The sequence below is a fragment of the Streptomyces sp. WG7 genome (assembly GCF_049975785.1).
In the GTDB taxonomy this organism is placed as follows: Bacteria; Actinomycetota; Actinomycetes; order Streptomycetales; family Streptomycetaceae; genus Streptomyces.
The window spans coordinates 87,186-102,543 of record NZ_JBNGGE010000018.1; the positions used below are offsets into that span (position 1 = coordinate 87,186).

General features: G+C 71.4%; 11 protein-coding genes and 1 pseudogene. 4 read left to right on the forward strand and 8 right to left on the reverse strand.

From position 1 onward, the window contains the following. Positions 1-189 precede the first annotated feature (189 nt). From glgC to ACP4J0_RS19850, 3 genes are read right to left on the reverse strand one after another with little or no spacing between them, the layout of a single operon-like run. A complete protein-coding gene (glgC, locus tag ACP4J0_RS19840) occupies positions 190-1,410 on the reverse strand; it encodes a glucose-1-phosphate adenylyltransferase (RefSeq protein WP_426600007.1) in 1,221 nt (406 codons plus the stop codon). Positions 1,411-1,461: 51 nt separating this feature from the next. After that, positions 1,462-2,637, reverse strand: a complete 1,176-nt coding sequence (gene glgA / locus ACP4J0_RS19845) for a glycogen synthase (protein WP_426600008.1) — start codon at positions 2,635-2,637, stop codon at positions 1,462-1,464. Between the two features lie 37 nt (positions 2,638-2,674). Then, a complete protein-coding gene (locus ACP4J0_RS19850; RefSeq protein WP_426600009.1) occupies positions 2,675-3,502 on the reverse strand; it encodes a (2Fe-2S)-binding protein in 828 nt (275 codons plus the stop codon). Positions 3,503-3,730: 228 nt separating this feature from the next. Here ACP4J0_RS19850 and ACP4J0_RS19855 point away from each other — a divergent pair, with 228 nt between their 5' ends. Continuing rightward, positions 3,731-4,894, forward strand: a complete 1,164-nt coding sequence (locus ACP4J0_RS19855) for a DMT family transporter (protein WP_426600010.1) — start codon at positions 3,731-3,733, stop codon at positions 4,892-4,894. Here ACP4J0_RS19855 and ACP4J0_RS19860 read toward each other — a convergent pair. Then, complete coding sequence (locus tag ACP4J0_RS19860) at positions 4,884-6,197, reverse strand: transglycosylase family protein (protein ID WP_426600011.1); 1,314 nt, start codon at positions 6,195-6,197, stop codon at positions 4,884-4,886. The genes ACP4J0_RS19855 and ACP4J0_RS19860 overlap by 11 nt on opposite strands. A 468-nt stretch (positions 6,198-6,665) precedes the next feature. Here ACP4J0_RS19860 and gndA point away from each other — a divergent pair, with 468 nt between their 5' ends. Continuing rightward, on the forward strand, positions 6,666-8,105 hold the full coding sequence (gene gndA / locus ACP4J0_RS19865) for an NADP-dependent phosphogluconate dehydrogenase (protein WP_426600012.1): 1,440 nt from the start codon (positions 6,666-6,668) through the stop codon (positions 8,103-8,105). 537 nt (positions 8,106-8,642) lie between these two features. Here gndA and ACP4J0_RS19870 read toward each other — a convergent pair. From ACP4J0_RS19870 to panD, 3 genes are read right to left on the reverse strand one after another with little or no spacing between them, the layout of a single operon-like run. Beyond that, positions 8,643-9,281 carry an aspartate/glutamate racemase family protein gene (locus ACP4J0_RS19870; protein ID WP_426600013.1) on the reverse strand — a complete coding sequence of 213 codons (639 nt, stop codon included), beginning with the start codon at positions 9,279-9,281 and terminating at the stop codon, positions 8,643-8,645. 47 nt (positions 9,282-9,328) lie between these two features. Then, on the reverse strand, positions 9,329-9,673 hold the full coding sequence (locus ACP4J0_RS19875; RefSeq protein WP_426600014.1) for a GNAT family N-acetyltransferase: 345 nt from the start codon (positions 9,671-9,673) through the stop codon (positions 9,329-9,331). A 33-nt stretch (positions 9,674-9,706) separates the two neighbouring features. After that, entirely contained in the window at positions 9,707-10,126 is a 420-nt protein-coding gene (gene panD / locus ACP4J0_RS19880; protein ID WP_426600015.1) for an aspartate 1-decarboxylase, read from the reverse strand. A 376-nt stretch (positions 10,127-10,502) separates the two neighbouring features. Between panD and ACP4J0_RS19885 the strand changes: the two are divergent. Then, positions 10,503-11,367, forward strand: a pseudogene (locus ACP4J0_RS19885) (IS701 family transposase). A gap of 206 nt (positions 11,368-11,573) precedes the next feature. Next, positions 11,574-12,344: a transposase family protein gene (locus ACP4J0_RS19890; RefSeq protein ID WP_426600016.1), complete on the forward strand. Its 771-nt coding sequence runs from the start codon at positions 11,574-11,576 to the stop codon at positions 12,342-12,344. A gap of 58 nt (positions 12,345-12,402) precedes the next feature. Here ACP4J0_RS19890 and ACP4J0_RS19895 read toward each other — a convergent pair whose 3' ends face one another. Beyond that, complete coding sequence (locus ACP4J0_RS19895) at positions 12,403-15,228, reverse strand: AAA family ATPase (RefSeq protein WP_426600017.1); 2,826 nt, start codon at positions 15,226-15,228, stop codon at positions 12,403-12,405. Positions 15,229-15,358 lie beyond the last annotated feature (130 nt).

The window sequence follows — 15,358 nt, forward strand, 5'->3', positions numbered from 1 at the left end:
GGGTGGTGGCTGATGGCTCAGGACATCGATGTCATACATCGATGTAACAGCATGGTGCAGAGGCATGACAGCACGGATTGCGCCTGGCGTCCAGGGACATGACAACGGTCCCGGAGGTGTCGCGGGTATCGCGCGCATCGCACGCCCCCGGGGCCGCCCCACAGCCGTCAACCGGTCGCCAACCCTTCGTCACAACACCCGCTGTCCCTTGCCCAGCGCGATCACGCCACCCTTGGAGACGGTGTACAACTCGGCGTCCCGCTCCGGGTTGACGCCGATCGTCGCCCCCGGCGGCACGTCCACGTTCTTGTCCAGCACCGCCCCGCGCACGACCGCGCCCCGGCCGATGTGCACGTTGTCGTGCAGCACCGAGCCCTGCACGACCGCTCCCGGGTCGACCACCACGCCCGGCGAGAGCACCGACCGGGTGACCTGCCCGCGGACCAGAGCGCCCGCGCTGACGATCGACTCGCCCGCGATGCCGCCGGCGTTGAAGCGCGCGGGCGAGAGCTGCGCGGCGTGGGTGTAGATCGGCCAGTCCCGGTTGTAGAGGTTGAAGGCGGGCCGCTCGGCGATCAGGTCCATGTGGGCGTCGTAGTAGGCGTCGAGGGTGCCGACGTCCCGCCAGTACCCCTGGTCCCGGGTGGTCTCCCCCGGCACGTGGTTGGCGCTGAAGTCGTACAGCGCGGCCTCGCCCCGGTCGGTGAGCCGGGGCAGGATGGAACCGCCCATGTCGTGCACGGAGTTCTCGTCCTCGGCATCGCGGTGCAGGGCTTCGACGAGGGCCTTGGTGGTGAAGACGTAGTTGCCCATCGAGGCGAAGACGCGCTCGGGGTCGCCGGGCAGCCCGGGAGGGTCGGCGGGCTTCTCCAGGAAGCCGGTGACGGTCCGGCCGTCGGAGCCCGGGGTGATCACCCCGAAGGACGGCGACTCGGTGCGCGGCACCCGTATCCCGGCCACGGTCACGCCCGCGCCGGACTCGATGTGCTGGGCGAGCATCTGGCGCGGGTCCATCCGGTAGACGTGGTCGGCGCCGAAGACCGCGACGTACTCGGGCTGTTCGTCGTGGACCAGGTTCAGGGACTGCAGGATGGCGTCTGCGCTGCCCAGGTACCAGCGCGGGCCCAGGCGCTGCTGGGCGGGGACGGGGGTGACGTAGTTGCCGAGCAGGCTGGACATCCGCCAGGTGGTGGTGATGTGCCGGTCCAGGGAGTGCGACTTGTACTGCGTGAGGACGCAGATCCGCAGGATGTCGCCGTTGACCAGGTTGGACAGCACGAAGTCGACCAGCCGGTACGTGCCGCCGAAGGTGACCGCGGGTTTGGCGCGGTCCGCGGTCAGGGGCATCAGGCGCTTGCCCTCCCCGCCCGCCAGTACGATCCCGAGCACCGAAGGACCTCCACGACGCATGGCCGCTCCCCTCACCCTCGTTCACCCCCGGCCGCCCCGGGCGGGGCGGCCTCAAGCCTGCTTGACGATCTCCTCGTAGAGCCGGACCGTGCGGCGGGCGACAGCGTCCCAGCCGAACTCCTCCACCGCGCGCTGCCGGCCCGCCTCGCCCATCCTCCGGGCGGCCTCCGGGGCGCCGAGGACGGAGTCCAGTGCCCGGGCGAGACCCGCCTCGAAGACGTCGTCGCCGTCGCCGTCGCCGTTGCCGTCCTTGGGGACGAGGACCCCCGTTTCGCCGTCCGCCACGACCTCGGGGATGCCGCCGACCTCGGAGGCGACCACCGGCGTACCGCAGGCCATCGCCTCCAGGTTGACGATGCCGAGGGGCTCGTACACCGAGGGGCAGACGAAGACCGCGGCATGGGTCAGCAGCTGGATCACCTCCGGGCGCGGCAGCATGCGCGGGATCCAGTGCACCCCCTTCCGGGCGCGGCTCAGTTCGGCGAAGAGGTCGCGGAACTCCTGGTCGATCCCCGGGGTGTCCGGGGCGCCGGCGCACAGCACGATCTGCGCGGCCGGATCGATGCCCCGTACGGCGCGCAGCAGGTGGGGCACGCCCTTCTGACGGGTGATGCGGCCGACGAACAGGACGTACGGACGGGAGCGGTCCAGGCCGATCCGGTCCAGGACGCCGGTGCCGGGGTCGGGGCGGTAGAGGGTGGTGTCGATGCCGTTGTGGAGGACGTGGACCCGGGAGGCGTCCAGCGCCGGGTAGCAGCCGAGGATGTCCTCGCGCATGGCGCCGGACACGGCTATCACCGCGTCCGCGCTCTCGACCGCGGTGCGCTCGGCCCAGCCGGAGAGGGCGTAGCCGCCGCCGAGCTGCTCGGCCTTCCAGGGCCGCAGCGGCTCCAGGGAGTGCGCGGTCATCACGTGCGGGACGCCGTGCAGGAGCTTGGCGAGGTGGCCGCCGAGGCCCGCGTACCAGGTGTGGGAGTGGACCAGTTCGCGGTCTTCGAGGGCGGCGGCCATGGCGAGGTCCACGGAGAAGGTGCGCAACGCGTCGTTGGCGCCGTCGAGCGCGGACCAGGGGCGGTGGCGGAGCACGCCGCCGGTGCGGCCCTCGCCCCAGCAGTGCACATCCAGGTCGACGAGGCGGGCGAGCTCCCGGGCGAGGAACTCCACGTGGACCCCCGCTCCGCCGTACACGTCCGGCGGGTACTCCCGGGTCAGCAGTCCCACACGCACCCGGAACCTCCCGTCTCGGCGGCTGGTCCCTTCATGGTCACTCAGACGGGCCGCCCGGGGAAGGGCGCGGGGGCCGCGGAGACCGGGGAGACCCCGGCGGCCGGGAGAAGCAGCAGTCGCCGCAGACCCCTGCGCCGGGCGCCCGGTAGTACAGGCAGCAGCTGCGGCGCCGGAACGCGGTGCCGGTGAGGACGCCGGTCCCGGCGAGCAGGGGGTGGGCGAGCAGACCGGTGGTCAGGGAACGGGCGCGAGCGGCGGTGTCCCCGCGGCCGTGGCGGCGCACCCAGCGGTCCAGTTCCCGGCCGGCGCCGGCCAGCGCGGAGGCGGCGTTGCCCCACAGCAGCCCGGCCGCGACGCGGTAGCGGGCGTGCAGGGCCGCCGTCAGCGGCACCAGATGGCCGTGGAGCACGAGCTCCGCGATCGCGGCGACGTCGCCCGGCAGGGGACGTACCTCGGCGAGCCACAGGTCGTCGGGGGCGGCGGCGTCGGGGTCCCAGCGCAGCAGCGGCGGGGCGAGGTCGGGGACGCCGCCGTAGAGGGCGGCGCACCCCAGCGTCACCGACCACAGGCGGGCCGCGAGCCCCTGATGGGCCACGGAGGCGGCCACGCGGGTCTCGGGGACGCCGAGTGCGGCGGCGACCTTCTGGACGCGGAAGGCCAGTGGGTCCTCCCGCATCTGGATCCGAACCTGCGCCCGCGCGTCCGTCGTCGCGTCTCCGTGCCCCGGCGCGTGTCCCGGCGCGTAGGCGTGTGCGAGGGTGGGGAGCGGCCGCGTCGGCGACGGCCGCGACGGGTGCGGGGACGCGTGCAGGACGGAGAAGCCGCCCAGCGGGCGGAGGGCGGCGAGGCCGGGGTCGAGGTCCACGAAGAGCAGTAGTACCAAGGCCCCTGGGGACCCGGGTCAGGGGGCCCACACCTGAAGTCGCCCACCCTGGGGAGGACGGCACCGCCGTCCTACTCCATCGGCAGTATGACCCAATGAGTGCTCAGGGACGACGACGGGAAGACGCGGAGACGGCATCGTGTTGTCCATGGAAGACGACCGTTCGCCGCGCCGGGCCCAGGGCCCCCGCCTCACGCAGAGGAGCAGCCGATGAGCGCCCTCGCGTTGTCCGTGCTGCTCTCGCTCGTCTCCGCCGTGGCGTACGCGGGCGGAGCGATCGTGCAGGAGCAGGTCGCGGCGTCCTCCCCGGGTGCTCAGTACGCTCCGCTGCGCCGGCCCGGCTGGTGGGCGGCGGTCGGACTCAACGGCCTCGGTGGCCTCCTGCACGTCGTGGCCCTCGCCCTCGGGCCGCTGAGCCTGGTGCAGCCGCTGGGCGCGCTCACCATCGTGTTCGCCCTGCCCATGGCAGCGCTGTTCGTGGGCCGCAAGGCCGGCGCGACGGCCTGGCGGGGCGCGCTCATGGCGACGGTCGGTCTCGCGGGTCTGCTGTCCCTGGTCGGCGCGTCCGACGCGCAGTCACTGGACACGGAGCAGCGGATCGGGGCGTCCGTCGTCACCGGTGGTGTGGTCGTGGCCCTGATGATCGCCGGCCGGGCCGTGCACCGGCACCCGGCGGTGCGCAGCATCCTGCTGGCGACCGCGTCCGGCATAGCCTTCGGCATGTCCTCCGTCTTCACCAAGACGGTCGCGGTCGACTGGACCGGTGGTGTTTCAGCCGCCGACCTGCCGTCCCTGGCCGTGATCGGCGTGCTCGCCACGGCCGGCATGCTGCTGTCGCAGGCCTCCTACCGGGGCGCCGGTCTGGCAGCCCCGCTGGCCACGCTGACGGTGGTGAACCCGGTGGTGGCCGCCGCGGTCGGCATCACGATGTTCGGTGAAACCTTCCGCTACGGCACGACCGGCACCGCGCTCGCCCTGAGCTGCGGCGTGGTGGCCGCGGGCGGGCTCATCCTGCTGACGACGGAACGGATCGCGCGGGAGGCCGCCGGGGAAGCCCCGGCGCCCGCCGGCGACGAGGCCCCTGCGACGCCTCCCGGACCAGGGCCGGAGCCGGGCGAGGACACGCCTGCGCGGGAAGAGGCCGGGCAGCGGGTCACCCCGCTGCCCGACAAGGTCTTCGTGCCCTCGAGCGTGCCCGGGCCACGGCGACCGGTGTCCTCGCAGGTCCCGGACACCGTCCCCGCCGAGGAGACGTACGAGGCCCGGGAACCGGCGGAGAGCGACGACGCGCCGCTCTCCTACGGCCCCTTCTACGGTGGCCCGTTCGTCCCGCCGCCCGTTCTCGGCCGGCATCGGGTGCGGATCAGATCCTGACCCCGCCGGCCCGCAGGTACGCCACCGGGTCGACGTCCGAGCCGAAGCCGGGCCCCGTCCGCACCTCGAAGTGCAGATGCGGGCCCGTGCTGTTGCCGGTGGAGCCCGAGCGGCCGATGCGCTGTCCGGCGCCCACCGACTGGCCGTCCTTCACGGAGATCGCCGAGAGGTGCGCGTACTGGGAGTACCGGCCGTCGCCGTGCCGGACGACCACCTGGTATCCGTAGGAGCCGCCCCAGCCCGCGCTGACGACCTGGCCCGCCGCGACCGACTTCACCGAGGTGCCGGTGGCGACGGGGAAGTCGACGCCGGTGTGGTAGCCCTTCGACCAGGAGGAGCCCGCCTGGTGGTACGGCGTGCCGGTGGGAGCGTCGACGGGGGCGACGAAGCTGTGGCGGGTGGTGGCCTTGTTCGCCTTGGACGCCTTCTCCGCCTTGTCTGCCTTGTTGTTCTTGGCCTTGCCGCTGTCCGGAGACGACTTCTTCGGCTGCTTCTGCTGCGGCTTGGCGGGCGACTGCTTGGCGGGCGACTGTCCGGTCGCCTTCGTCTTGGGCTTCGCGGCCGTCCCCGACTCGCCGCGGGACGCCGTAGCGGTCCCCTCGCCACGCAACTTCAGGTGCTGGCCCGGAAGAATCACGTCGGGATCCGCGCCGATCGAGCCGCGGTTGGCGTCGTACAGCCGCTGCCAGCCGCCCCGGACCTGCTGTGCGTCGGCGATGCCGGACAGGGTGTCGCCGGTGACCACCGTGTACATCTTGGCCTTGCCGGCCCGGGACTGCGGGGTGGTCTGGGGCTGGACGTCCTTCATGGAGTCGGACTTCCCGGCGGATTTCCCAGTGGGCTTCCCGGCGGATTTCCCGGTGGCCCGCTCCGGACTCTTCCCGGCCTTCGCGTCCCCGGCCGGCCGGATGTCCGGCGTGTCACCGCCCCGGGTCAGTCCGGCCCGCTGCGAGCACACCGGCCAGGCACCGGGTCCCTGGCCGTCGAGTACCTTCTCGGCGACGGCGATCTGCTGGTCCTTGGTGGCCAGGTCCGCGCGCGGGGCGTACCGGGTGCCGCCGAACGCCTCCCAGGTGGACTGGGTGAACTGCAACCCGCCGTAGTAGCCGTTGCCGGTGTTGATGTCCCAGTCATTGGTGGACTCGCAGGCGGCGACCTTGTCCCAGGTCTCCACGTCGGCCGCCTGCGCCGTGCCGGTACCGATGAGCGGGAGCGCCAGTCCCGCACCGCCGGCGGTGACGGTCAGTGAGGCGCGGTTGATCCTGTTCGGCTGATACCGGCGGTGCCGGCCGCGTACGGCCATGGATATCCCCCTCGACATTGCGTCAGGAGGGGCAAAAGTAAGCGCTGCGAACAGGCCAGGACAAGACGGCAATCGGCCGGTTGGTCACGCCAAGTGGCCGGGAAAGAACCCCCGTTGGCCGAATGCGCCGTCCTCCGGCTGAGGCACCGGACCCCTCCGGCGCGTACTGGAGTCCGCCGGTCCAGAACGTGCGACCTGCGGACCGGCACGTCAGGATGGTCGTGCGGCGAAACCGGCGATACTGGCGGGCACGACCGGCGCCACGGACACACAGGCATCCCGGCGCACAGACACACAGACACACGAGGCACCGGCGCACGGACGCACAGGACACAAGGCACAGGCGCACAGACACACACGGCATGGGCGTACTGACGCACAGGGCACGGGCGTACGGACGCACAAGCGCACAGAGGCAGACACCGACACAGGGCATCACCCCCACCAAGGTCACCAGGAGCCAACTCGATGAGCACTACAGCGCAGATCGGCGTCACGGGTCTCGCGGTCATGGGCCGCAACCTCGCCCGCAACTTCGCCCGCAACGGCTACACGGTGGCGCTGCACAACCGGACCGCGTCGCGCACGCACGCGCTGGTGGAGGAGTTCGGGCGCGAGGGCGACTTCGTCGCGACCGAGACCGCCAAGGAGTTCGTGGCCGCGCTGGAGCGGCCACGGCGCCTGGTGATCATGGTGAAGGCCGGTGACCCGACAGACGCGGTGATCCAGGAGTTCGCGCCGCTGCTGGAACCCGGCGACATGATCATCGACGGGGGCAACGCCCACTTCGCGGACACCCGGCGCCGGGAACGCGAACTGCGCGAGCAGGGCATCCACTTCGTCGGCACCGGCATCTCCGGCGGCGAGGAGGGCGCGCTCAACGGCCCGAGCATCATGCCGGGCGGCTCGAGGGAGTCGTACGGCTCGCTCGGCCCGATGCTGGAGAAGATCTCCGCGAAGGCGGCGGACGGGACGCCCTGTGTCACGCACGTCGGTCCCGACGGCGCCGGACACTTCGTGAAGATGGTGCACAACGGCATCGAGTACGCCGACATGCAGCTGATCGGCGAGGCGTACCAGCTGCTGCGCGATGTCGCCGGGTACTCCCCCGCGCAGATCGCGGACATCTTCCGCACCTGGAACACCGGCCGCCTGGACTCGTACCTGATCGAGATCACGGCGGAGGTGCTGTCGCACGTGGACGGGGCGACGGGGGAGCCGTTCGTGGACGTGGTGGCCGACCGGGCGGAGCAGAAGGGCACGGGCCGCTGGACGGTGCAGATCGCGCTGGACCTGGGCGTTCCGGTGTCCGGCATCGCGGAGGCGGTCTTCGCCCGCTCCCTGTCCGGGCACGCGGCGCTACGGGAGGCCTCACGCGGCCTGGCGGGCCCGAAGGCGTCGCCGCTCGGCGAATCGGAGGCGGCCGCCTTCGCCGACCGCGTCGAGCAGGCGCTGTACGCGTCGAAGATCGTGTCGTACACGCAGGGCTTCCACGAGATCGCGGCGGGCAGCGAGGAGTACGGCTGGGACATCGACCTGGGCGCGGTCTCCGCACTGTGGCGCGGCGGCTGCATCATCCGCGCGGCCTTCCTGGACCGCATCCGCGCCGCGTACGACGCCCGGCCGGACCTGCCGAGCCTGCTGTCGGACGGGACGTTCGCGCAGGAGATCGCCGACGCCCAGGACGACTGGCGCGAGGTCATCGTCGCCGCGACCCGGCAGGGCGTCCCGACACCCGGCTTCGCCGCGGCCCTCGCCTACTACGACGCCCTGCGCGCGGAGCGGCTGCCGGCCGCGCTGACGCAGGGGCAGCGGGACTTCTTCGGGGCGCACACGTACCGGCGGACCGACCGGGACGGTGCGTTCCACACGCTGTGGGGCGGGGACCGGTCGGAGGTCACCGCGTAGGCGTACCAGGCGGGTAACGGGCGGGCGGGCGGCGCGGTGAGCGAGCGCCGGCTACTGGCGGTGGGCGGCCGTGCGGTCGCCCACCGCCAGTGCCCTCCTTCCGTTCGTGCGGCCGTTGCCCGCGGCTCAGGTGAGCGGTGGTCCCGGTTCCGGGTTGGGCACCGGCTCCGGCCCCGGCGGGATCGGCGACGGGGAGGGCTCGGGCGGACCGGGGTGCGGGGGCGGCGGGGTCGGCTGCGGGGGCGCCGGCTCCGGACCCGGGCCGGGCGGAGGCGGGGGTGTCGGGGCGGGGCCCGGCGGCGGCACCGGGTGTGGCTGTGGCTCCGGGTCCGGACCGGGGGCGGGTCCCGGGGTGGGCCCTGGTGGAACGGGATCCGGATACGGGTTCGTCATGACGCTGTCCTCCGGCCAGTCGGTCGACATCGGCTCTGGACTTGTCCCCCGCCTACCCGACGGCCGTCCCCTCACTCACTCCCCCGCAGGAACGGCCGGGCCCAGGTGGCCCACCATCCCGGGTGACACGGCGGCGGAAGAGTACTACCCGAGACGTGCGGCCACCGCCCCGGCGGCCAGTCCGGGCGCGGGACTGGCCAGTACCGGGACCGCGGACCTGGTCGCCGCCCGGGCCGGCGCCATGGATGCCTGGGCCAGGACGATCACGTCCGCGCCGGTCACGGCGTCGGCAGCCTCGGCCACCAGCCGCAGGTAGCCCTCGGTGTCCCCGGCCTCGAACCGCGGCCAGGCGCCGTCGACCAGGAGGGTACGCACGTCGACGCGGCGGCCGGCCTCCCGGGCCTCCTCTCCGATCAGTGCCGTCGTCGGCGCGAGCGTGCTCTCCAGGGCGGCGAGGACGACGACACGCGGACCGGCGGCCACCGCGGCGGCGGCCATCGGCCGGTCGACCCGCAGCACCGGCACCCCGGCCCGGCCGGCGGCCGCCTCGGCGACACCACCGATGGTCGAGCACGTGCACACAACGGCCCGCGCCCCCTCTGCGACGGCCTGCCGCAGCACGGCCCGTACGGCTTCCGTCACCGCCTCCGGCCCCTCGCGCCGCGCCCGCTCCAGCAGCTCGGCGTGGACGTGGTGCCGCAGTTCCAGACCCGGGTGCGCCTCGTCACGCAGGGCGTCGAAGACCGGAACGTGAACGGGCGAGGTGTGCAGCAGCGCCAGCACGCGCGGCCCCTTCTTCGTGGTTGCTCGTGGTCCTCGCCATCCCCGGTTCAGAACCGCTCGGGATGCGCCGCGAGCCATTCCCTCGCCGCACGCAGCAGCTCGGGACCGGCCACGGGTGCCTCGTCCGGGTGGCGCTCGGCCCACTTCGCGACGTACGAACACAGCGGGGCGACGGCGACGCCCTCGCGCCGCGCGCCGGCGTACAGCTCACGTGCCAGCGAGCCCGCGACGCCCCGGCCCTCGTGGGCCGGCTCGACGACGGTGTGCACGGGGACGAGGGCGCGCTCGGGCTCGTCCAGCACGAAGTACTCGATGCGCCCGACGACCTCACCGCCTGCGACCGCCTCCAGACGGCCCGCCGCCCGCTCGTCACGGATCTCGATGTCGCTCACGGCCACGCTCCTCGTCCGCGCAGGGTCGGTACGTCAGGCCGACACGGCCTGCGGGCTGCGTTCCTGGTCCGAGCCCGGTACCGGCTCGGACGCATCGGCGCCCAGGGCGACGATACGGTTGTCGCCGTCCACGTGCACGACCCGCGGCTTCAGCGACCGCGCCTCGGCGTCGGTGACCTGGGCGTAGCTGATGATGATCACCAGGTCACCGGGGTGGACGAGGTGAGCGGCGGCCCCGTTGATCCCGACCACGCCGGAACCCCGCTCGCCCTCGATGACGTACGTCTCCAGCCGGGCACCGTTCGTGACGTCCACGATGTGCACGAGCTCACCGGGCAGCAGGTCGGCGGCGTCCAGCAGATCGGCGTCGATGGTCACCGAACCGACGTAGTGCAGGTCGGCCTGGGTGACGGTGGCTCGGTGGATCTTGGACTTGAACATTGTACGCAACATCGGGGCACTCCCACAAGTAGGCTCCCTGCCTGCGTTTTTGCAGGTCAAGGGCTGTTTCGACACCCTACAACGAGTCGCATGTTCGGGCAGCTGTCCCCAGGTTTTTCAGGACTCATGCTGACCACTTGCTGACTTTCCTGACGCCCCGTCAGGTGACTGGAGGAGGGCTTCGCCCACTCTCGCGGACCCCACCGCGGCGACGATCCAAGCCTACGCAGCACCCCCGAAGGACGTCCGTGATCACCGTCACGCGGACGGTCTGGACGGCGGTCAGGAGCGAAGGCGCTCGACCGGAAGTCGGACCACGCGCCGCCATGGGTTAGTACTGCAACGGTGCTTGCCGTGACTGCTGGCCAGCTCGTTCGTTGATGTGGTCATGGGTGGGGACCTTGCTGATGCCAGGTTGTGGGCTGGTGAACTCGAGGCCGTGCATGAGCGGTTCGTGCACCGGTTCAACCGGGAGGAGCCGCGTCAGTCAGCGCTTGCCTATATGCGGGGGCTGGTAGCTCCGTTGGAGCGGAAGAACGGCTGGACGCTGGCGGAGGAGGCCGGACATGAGGGTCCCGACCGCATCCACCGACTGCTGAACCGCATCGAGTGGGACGCCGACGAGGTCCTGGACGACGTACGCGACTACGTCGTCGAACACCTCGGAGACCCAGATGCCGTCCTGATCGTCGACGACACCGGGTTCCTCAAGAAGGGCATCCGCTCGGCCGGTGTGCAAAGGCAGTACTCCGGTACCGCCGGACGCACCGAGAACTGCCAGATCGGCGTCTTCCTCGCATACGCCACGAGCCGCGGACGCACTCTGATCGACCGGCGGCTCTACCTGCCCACCTCCTGGACGGACGACCGGGAACGCTGCCGCCGGGGCGGCATCGACGACAGTGTCGCCTTCGAGACGAAAGTGGCGATGGCCAAGACGATGGTCCGCCGGGCTGCCTGAGGAGATCTCCTACTACATCGCCTACTGCCCCGCCGGCACCACACTGGACGAGCTGATTCGCATCGCGGGCAGCCGCTGGGCGGTGGAGGAATGCTTCCAGACCGCCAAGCAGGAGTGCGGCCTGGACGACTACCAGGTCCGCCGCTATCCCGGCTGGCACCGTCACATGACCCTGGCCATGGCCGCCCACGCCTGCCTGACCGTCCTGCGGGCCCGACAGCTGGACACGGACAAAGCAGAAACGGATCCTCCCAGCTCATCAACCTCAGCCTTGCCGAGATCAGACGCCTGATCACCCGACTCACCAACCGCCGTCCCACCCCAGGCGACCACATCCTGCACTGGTCGACATGGCGCCGCAGACGGCAGTATCAAGCTCGGCTCAGTCACTACAAACGCCGTGGACACAGCCCCTGAAAACTGCCCAGCACTCAGAACAAGCACCGTTGCAGTACTAAAGGGTGTCGCACAAGACTGTGAACTGGGCATCTCCGGTGTATGGCTGGGGTGTTGAGGGCTGAACGCGTGTGGGTGGAGACGTTCACGGGGCTGCGGTTGGAGCAGTTCGAGCGGCTGCTGAAGGCGGTCCGTGACCGCGGTGGCAACGGGACTCTGCGGGGCCGACCGTGGTGTCCTCCGCTGGCCAAGCGGGTCCTGCTGGTAGCCGTGTACTACCGCACGAATCTGACCATGCGGCAGCTCGGGCCGCTGTTCGGGATCTCGTCCTCGACGGTGTGCCGGGTGATCCAACGGCTCGGTCCACTGATCGCGCTCGAGCCGTCCCGGGCCACCACCGATGCCGCCGACCGGTTGTGGATCGTAGACGGCACCCTCGTCCCCGTCCGTGACCGCAAGGTCGGCTCCTCGTCACGCAACTACCGCTTCTCGGCAAACGTGCAGGTCATCGTGGACGCCGACACCCGCCTGGTGATCGCCGCGGCCCGGCCGGTGCCGGGCACCACCGCGGACGCGCATGCCTGGCGGAACTCCGGCCTGGCCCAGCATTGCGAGGGCGTGACAGTCCTCGGCGACGGCGCCTACATCAACACCAGCCTGATCGTCCCACACCGCAAACGCCCCCGACGCGAGCTGCTGCCGGGCGAGGAAGACGACAACGCGGCGCACCGCAAGGTCCGTGCAAGGGTGGAGCATGTGATCGGCCGGATGAAGAACTACAAGATCCTCCGCGACTGCCGGCAACGCGGCGACGGCCTCCACCACGCCGTCCAGGCCGTTGCCCACATGCACAACCTCGCCCTCGCATCATGACCAGAGGACCGTCTCCACCCGCCCTGGCCTGCCCAAACACAGTCTTGTGCAACACCCTTTAGGCGGAGGCGTCCTGGAGAGCGGGGTGGGGGGAAGGAGGTTGGACCCCGAGGCGGGACTGGAGCTGCACTCGTGAACTGACCCCCAGTTTGCGGTAGATCCGGGTCAGGTGCTGCTCCACCGTGCTGGTCGTGAGGTGGAGCTTGCCGGCTATCTCCCGGTTGGTCAGGCCCCTTGCCGCGGCCTTGGCGACCCTCCGCTCCGCATCGCTGAGCGCGAGCATGTCGACTTCCGTCTCCTCCAGCACGTCCGGCGCGCCGACCCGCCGAGCGGGCTGCTCCGCGAAATACGCCTGCCTGATGCTGTTGGTCTTGCGGGCCACCGACCGCGCCCGGCCGGCGTCCCCGAGCTGGGTGTACGCATCGTGCAGCGCGGCGAGCGCACTCGCCAGCTCGAACATGTCCCCGCTCCGGTGCAGCACGTCCACAGCCTCGCGCAGCATCGGTGGCCGGCGGTGCAGTTCGCGGGTCGCCGCCAGCAGCCGCATGGTGCGCCCGCGCACCCGCAGGTGGCAGTCCGTGCCGATCCGGCGCAGCTGCTCGCGGGCGTAGCGCGCGGCCGTCTCGTGGTTCCCGAGTTGCAGGTGGGCGGCGGCCATCTCCGTGCGCCACGACAGTGTCTCGGTCCGGGCCATCCCCCACTGGTCGAGCAGGTCCGCGACGGCCTGGAAGTCGTCGAGGGCGACCTGGGCGAGACCGCGCTCGACGTAGTGACGGCCGCGCGCCAGCAGGTAGGACAGCCCGAACGGCGTCTCGAACATCACGTCCGGCACCCGCAGGGCCAGCGTGCGTGCCGCTTCGTCGTGTTTGCCCTGCAGCGTCTGGGCCGTCAGCAGGGTACTCAGCGGTTCAGCGGCCAGTACGCCCCAGTCGGCGACCGGCAGGAGTTCGAGCGCGGCACTCGCCCGGGAGGCCGCAACGCCGAGCGAGCCCCGGCGCAGGGAGATGTCCGCCGCGATCGCGCAGAACAGCGCACGCCAGGTGGGTGCCTGGAGATCGAGGCAGGCCTGCATCAGCTCCCGGCACCGCTGCTCGGCCTCCTCCAACCGCTCGGCATACACCATCGTGCGCAACGCGAGAATGAGCGGCAACAGGTTGATCTCGGTCAGCGGCTGCTGCCACAGCGCCTCGTCGGCCTGGCCCAGCCGCTCCGCGGTCGCCCCCTGATGGTGGGAGCTCTGGAAGTGCTCGAGCAACCGATAACCGATGGCGCCCGGAGGCGTGATCGGCGTGCCGTTCGTCCTGCTCTCGCAGGCCACGCGCCGGAAGATGCCGGGATACACGTCGGCCAGCCACATCCGTACCATCTCGAACTCCCACGAGGGCGGGGAGCCCGGCGGCACGTCTGCCGCCAGCCGGGAGAGCACCGAGCAGGCGTCCTCCACCCGGCCCTGGAGCAGCAGCATGATCACGGGCAGCGTCGTGTCCCGGCCCCGGAGCCGGCCGCTCAGCATCGCCTCGGTCAGCTCGGGCAGATGCCCGACCGAGGCTCGCAGATCATCCCGCCACCCCGCCCGCAGCAGCAGGGCCAGGATCTCCACCCGACGCCGGCCGCCGGTATCCACCTGGTACGCCAGGCGCAGCAGCTCCGTGGCCCGCCGCGCGTGGCCCTCCTTCAGCGCCTGCTTCGCCCCCTCCACCAGGTTCAGCACGGCCGACGGGTCGTCGAGACGGCCGGAGGCGACGAAGTGCTCCGCGATCGTCAGGGAGTCCGCACCGCACGCCTTGAGCAGATCCGCAGCGCGTCGGCTCAGCTCGGAGCGGTCCGCGGCCGAGAAGGTGTTGAGCACGACGCCGGCCATGACCGGGTGCCGCATCCGGCCGGCCTCCACCAGACCCGTGCGGGTCAGTACCTGCATGGCGACGGCGACCCGGTCCGACGGGACGCCGACCAGCCGGTCGAGGTACGCGAACCGCGACGGCTCACCGACGACCGAGATCGCACCGGCGACCCGCAACGTCACCGGATCGCAGCGGGCCAGGACGACCTGGACCGCCCGCTCGAACTCGGGCCCGGTCTTCAGCTCGGCCGGCGGGCCGTCGCCACCGGTGGCGGCCCGGCTGTCCTCCAGTAACGCATGCAGCAGGAGCAGATTGCCACCGGTGAGCCGATGGGCCTGCGCGGCCAGCTCCGTCGAACCGGACTCGAGGAGTCTCCCGGCCATGATCCGCGCGACGCCGCTGGACGACAGTGGGGCCAGCAGCAACCGCCGCAGATAGGCCTGCTGGTAGAGCTCGGCGCACAGGAGGCGGGAGTTGTCCTCGGACATCTCGACGTCGTCGTCGCGCCAGCCGAAGACGATCAGGATGCGGGCGTGCCCGGCACGACGGAGCAGATAGATCAGCCAGTCCTGGGAGAACGCGTCGAGATACTGCGTGTCGTCGATGGCGATCACCACCGTGCTCTGCTCGGCCAACTCCAGAACCGCCGTCGCCAACCCGTCCAGCACCCGGGACCGGCTCACCCCGTCGCACGCCGCATCGGCGAGCAGCTGGTGGTCGAGCAGACCACGCACGGTCGCCGCCCTCTCGCGGTCGAAAACCTCACCGGCGAGCAACTGCCGCACCATGCCCAGCGACAGCGAGCTCTCGGTCGGCGCCCCACTCGCCCGCAGCAGCCGCGCCCCCGCCTCACGAACCCGGACCCCGAACTCCTCCAACAACGCCGTCTTACCGGTTCCGACAACCCCGTGAAGCACGACAACCCGCACGCCCCCGGCGACGGACTCCGCAAAAGCTGCAGCCAACTCAGCGAGCTCGGACTCTCGCTCGATCATGCACGATCCCCTGACTCTCATGAAGCTGTACGTCGCGAGCACCGACATGCCACTCGGAACAAGGATTAGGAATACGGAAATCGATGGGTTGAGACCGGACATCAATGCCACAAATTCAATGCGACCGACCACTCCTGCGGGCCGACATTTGCCACCACGACGGCCATACTCATATCTA

Excerpts from the sequence above, each read along its gene's own strand:
- ACP4J0_RS19895 (WP_426600017.1), bottom strand. The coding sequence starts at position 15,228 with ATGTCGGTGCTCGCGACGTACAGCTTCATGAGAGTCAGGGGATCGTGC.
- ACP4J0_RS19855 (WP_426600010.1), top strand. The coding sequence starts at position 3,731 with ATGAGCGCCCTCGCGTTGTCCGTGCTGCTCTCGCTCGTCTCCGCCGTG.
- glgC (WP_426600007.1), bottom strand. The coding sequence starts at position 1,410 with ATGCGTCGTGGAGGTCCTTCGGTGCTCGGGATCGTACTGGCGGGCGGG.
- ACP4J0_RS19860 (WP_426600011.1), bottom strand. The coding sequence starts at position 6,197 with ATGGCCGTACGCGGCCGGCACCGCCGGTATCAGCCGAACAGGATCAAC.
- panD (WP_426600015.1), bottom strand. The coding sequence starts at position 10,126 with ATGTTGCGTACAATGTTCAAGTCCAAGATCCACCGAGCCACCGTCACC.
- gndA (WP_426600012.1), top strand. The coding sequence starts at position 6,666 with ATGAGCACTACAGCGCAGATCGGCGTCACGGGTCTCGCGGTCATGGGC.
- ACP4J0_RS19890 (WP_426600016.1), top strand. The coding sequence starts at position 11,574 with ATGGCTGGGGTGTTGAGGGCTGAACGCGTGTGGGTGGAGACGTTCACG.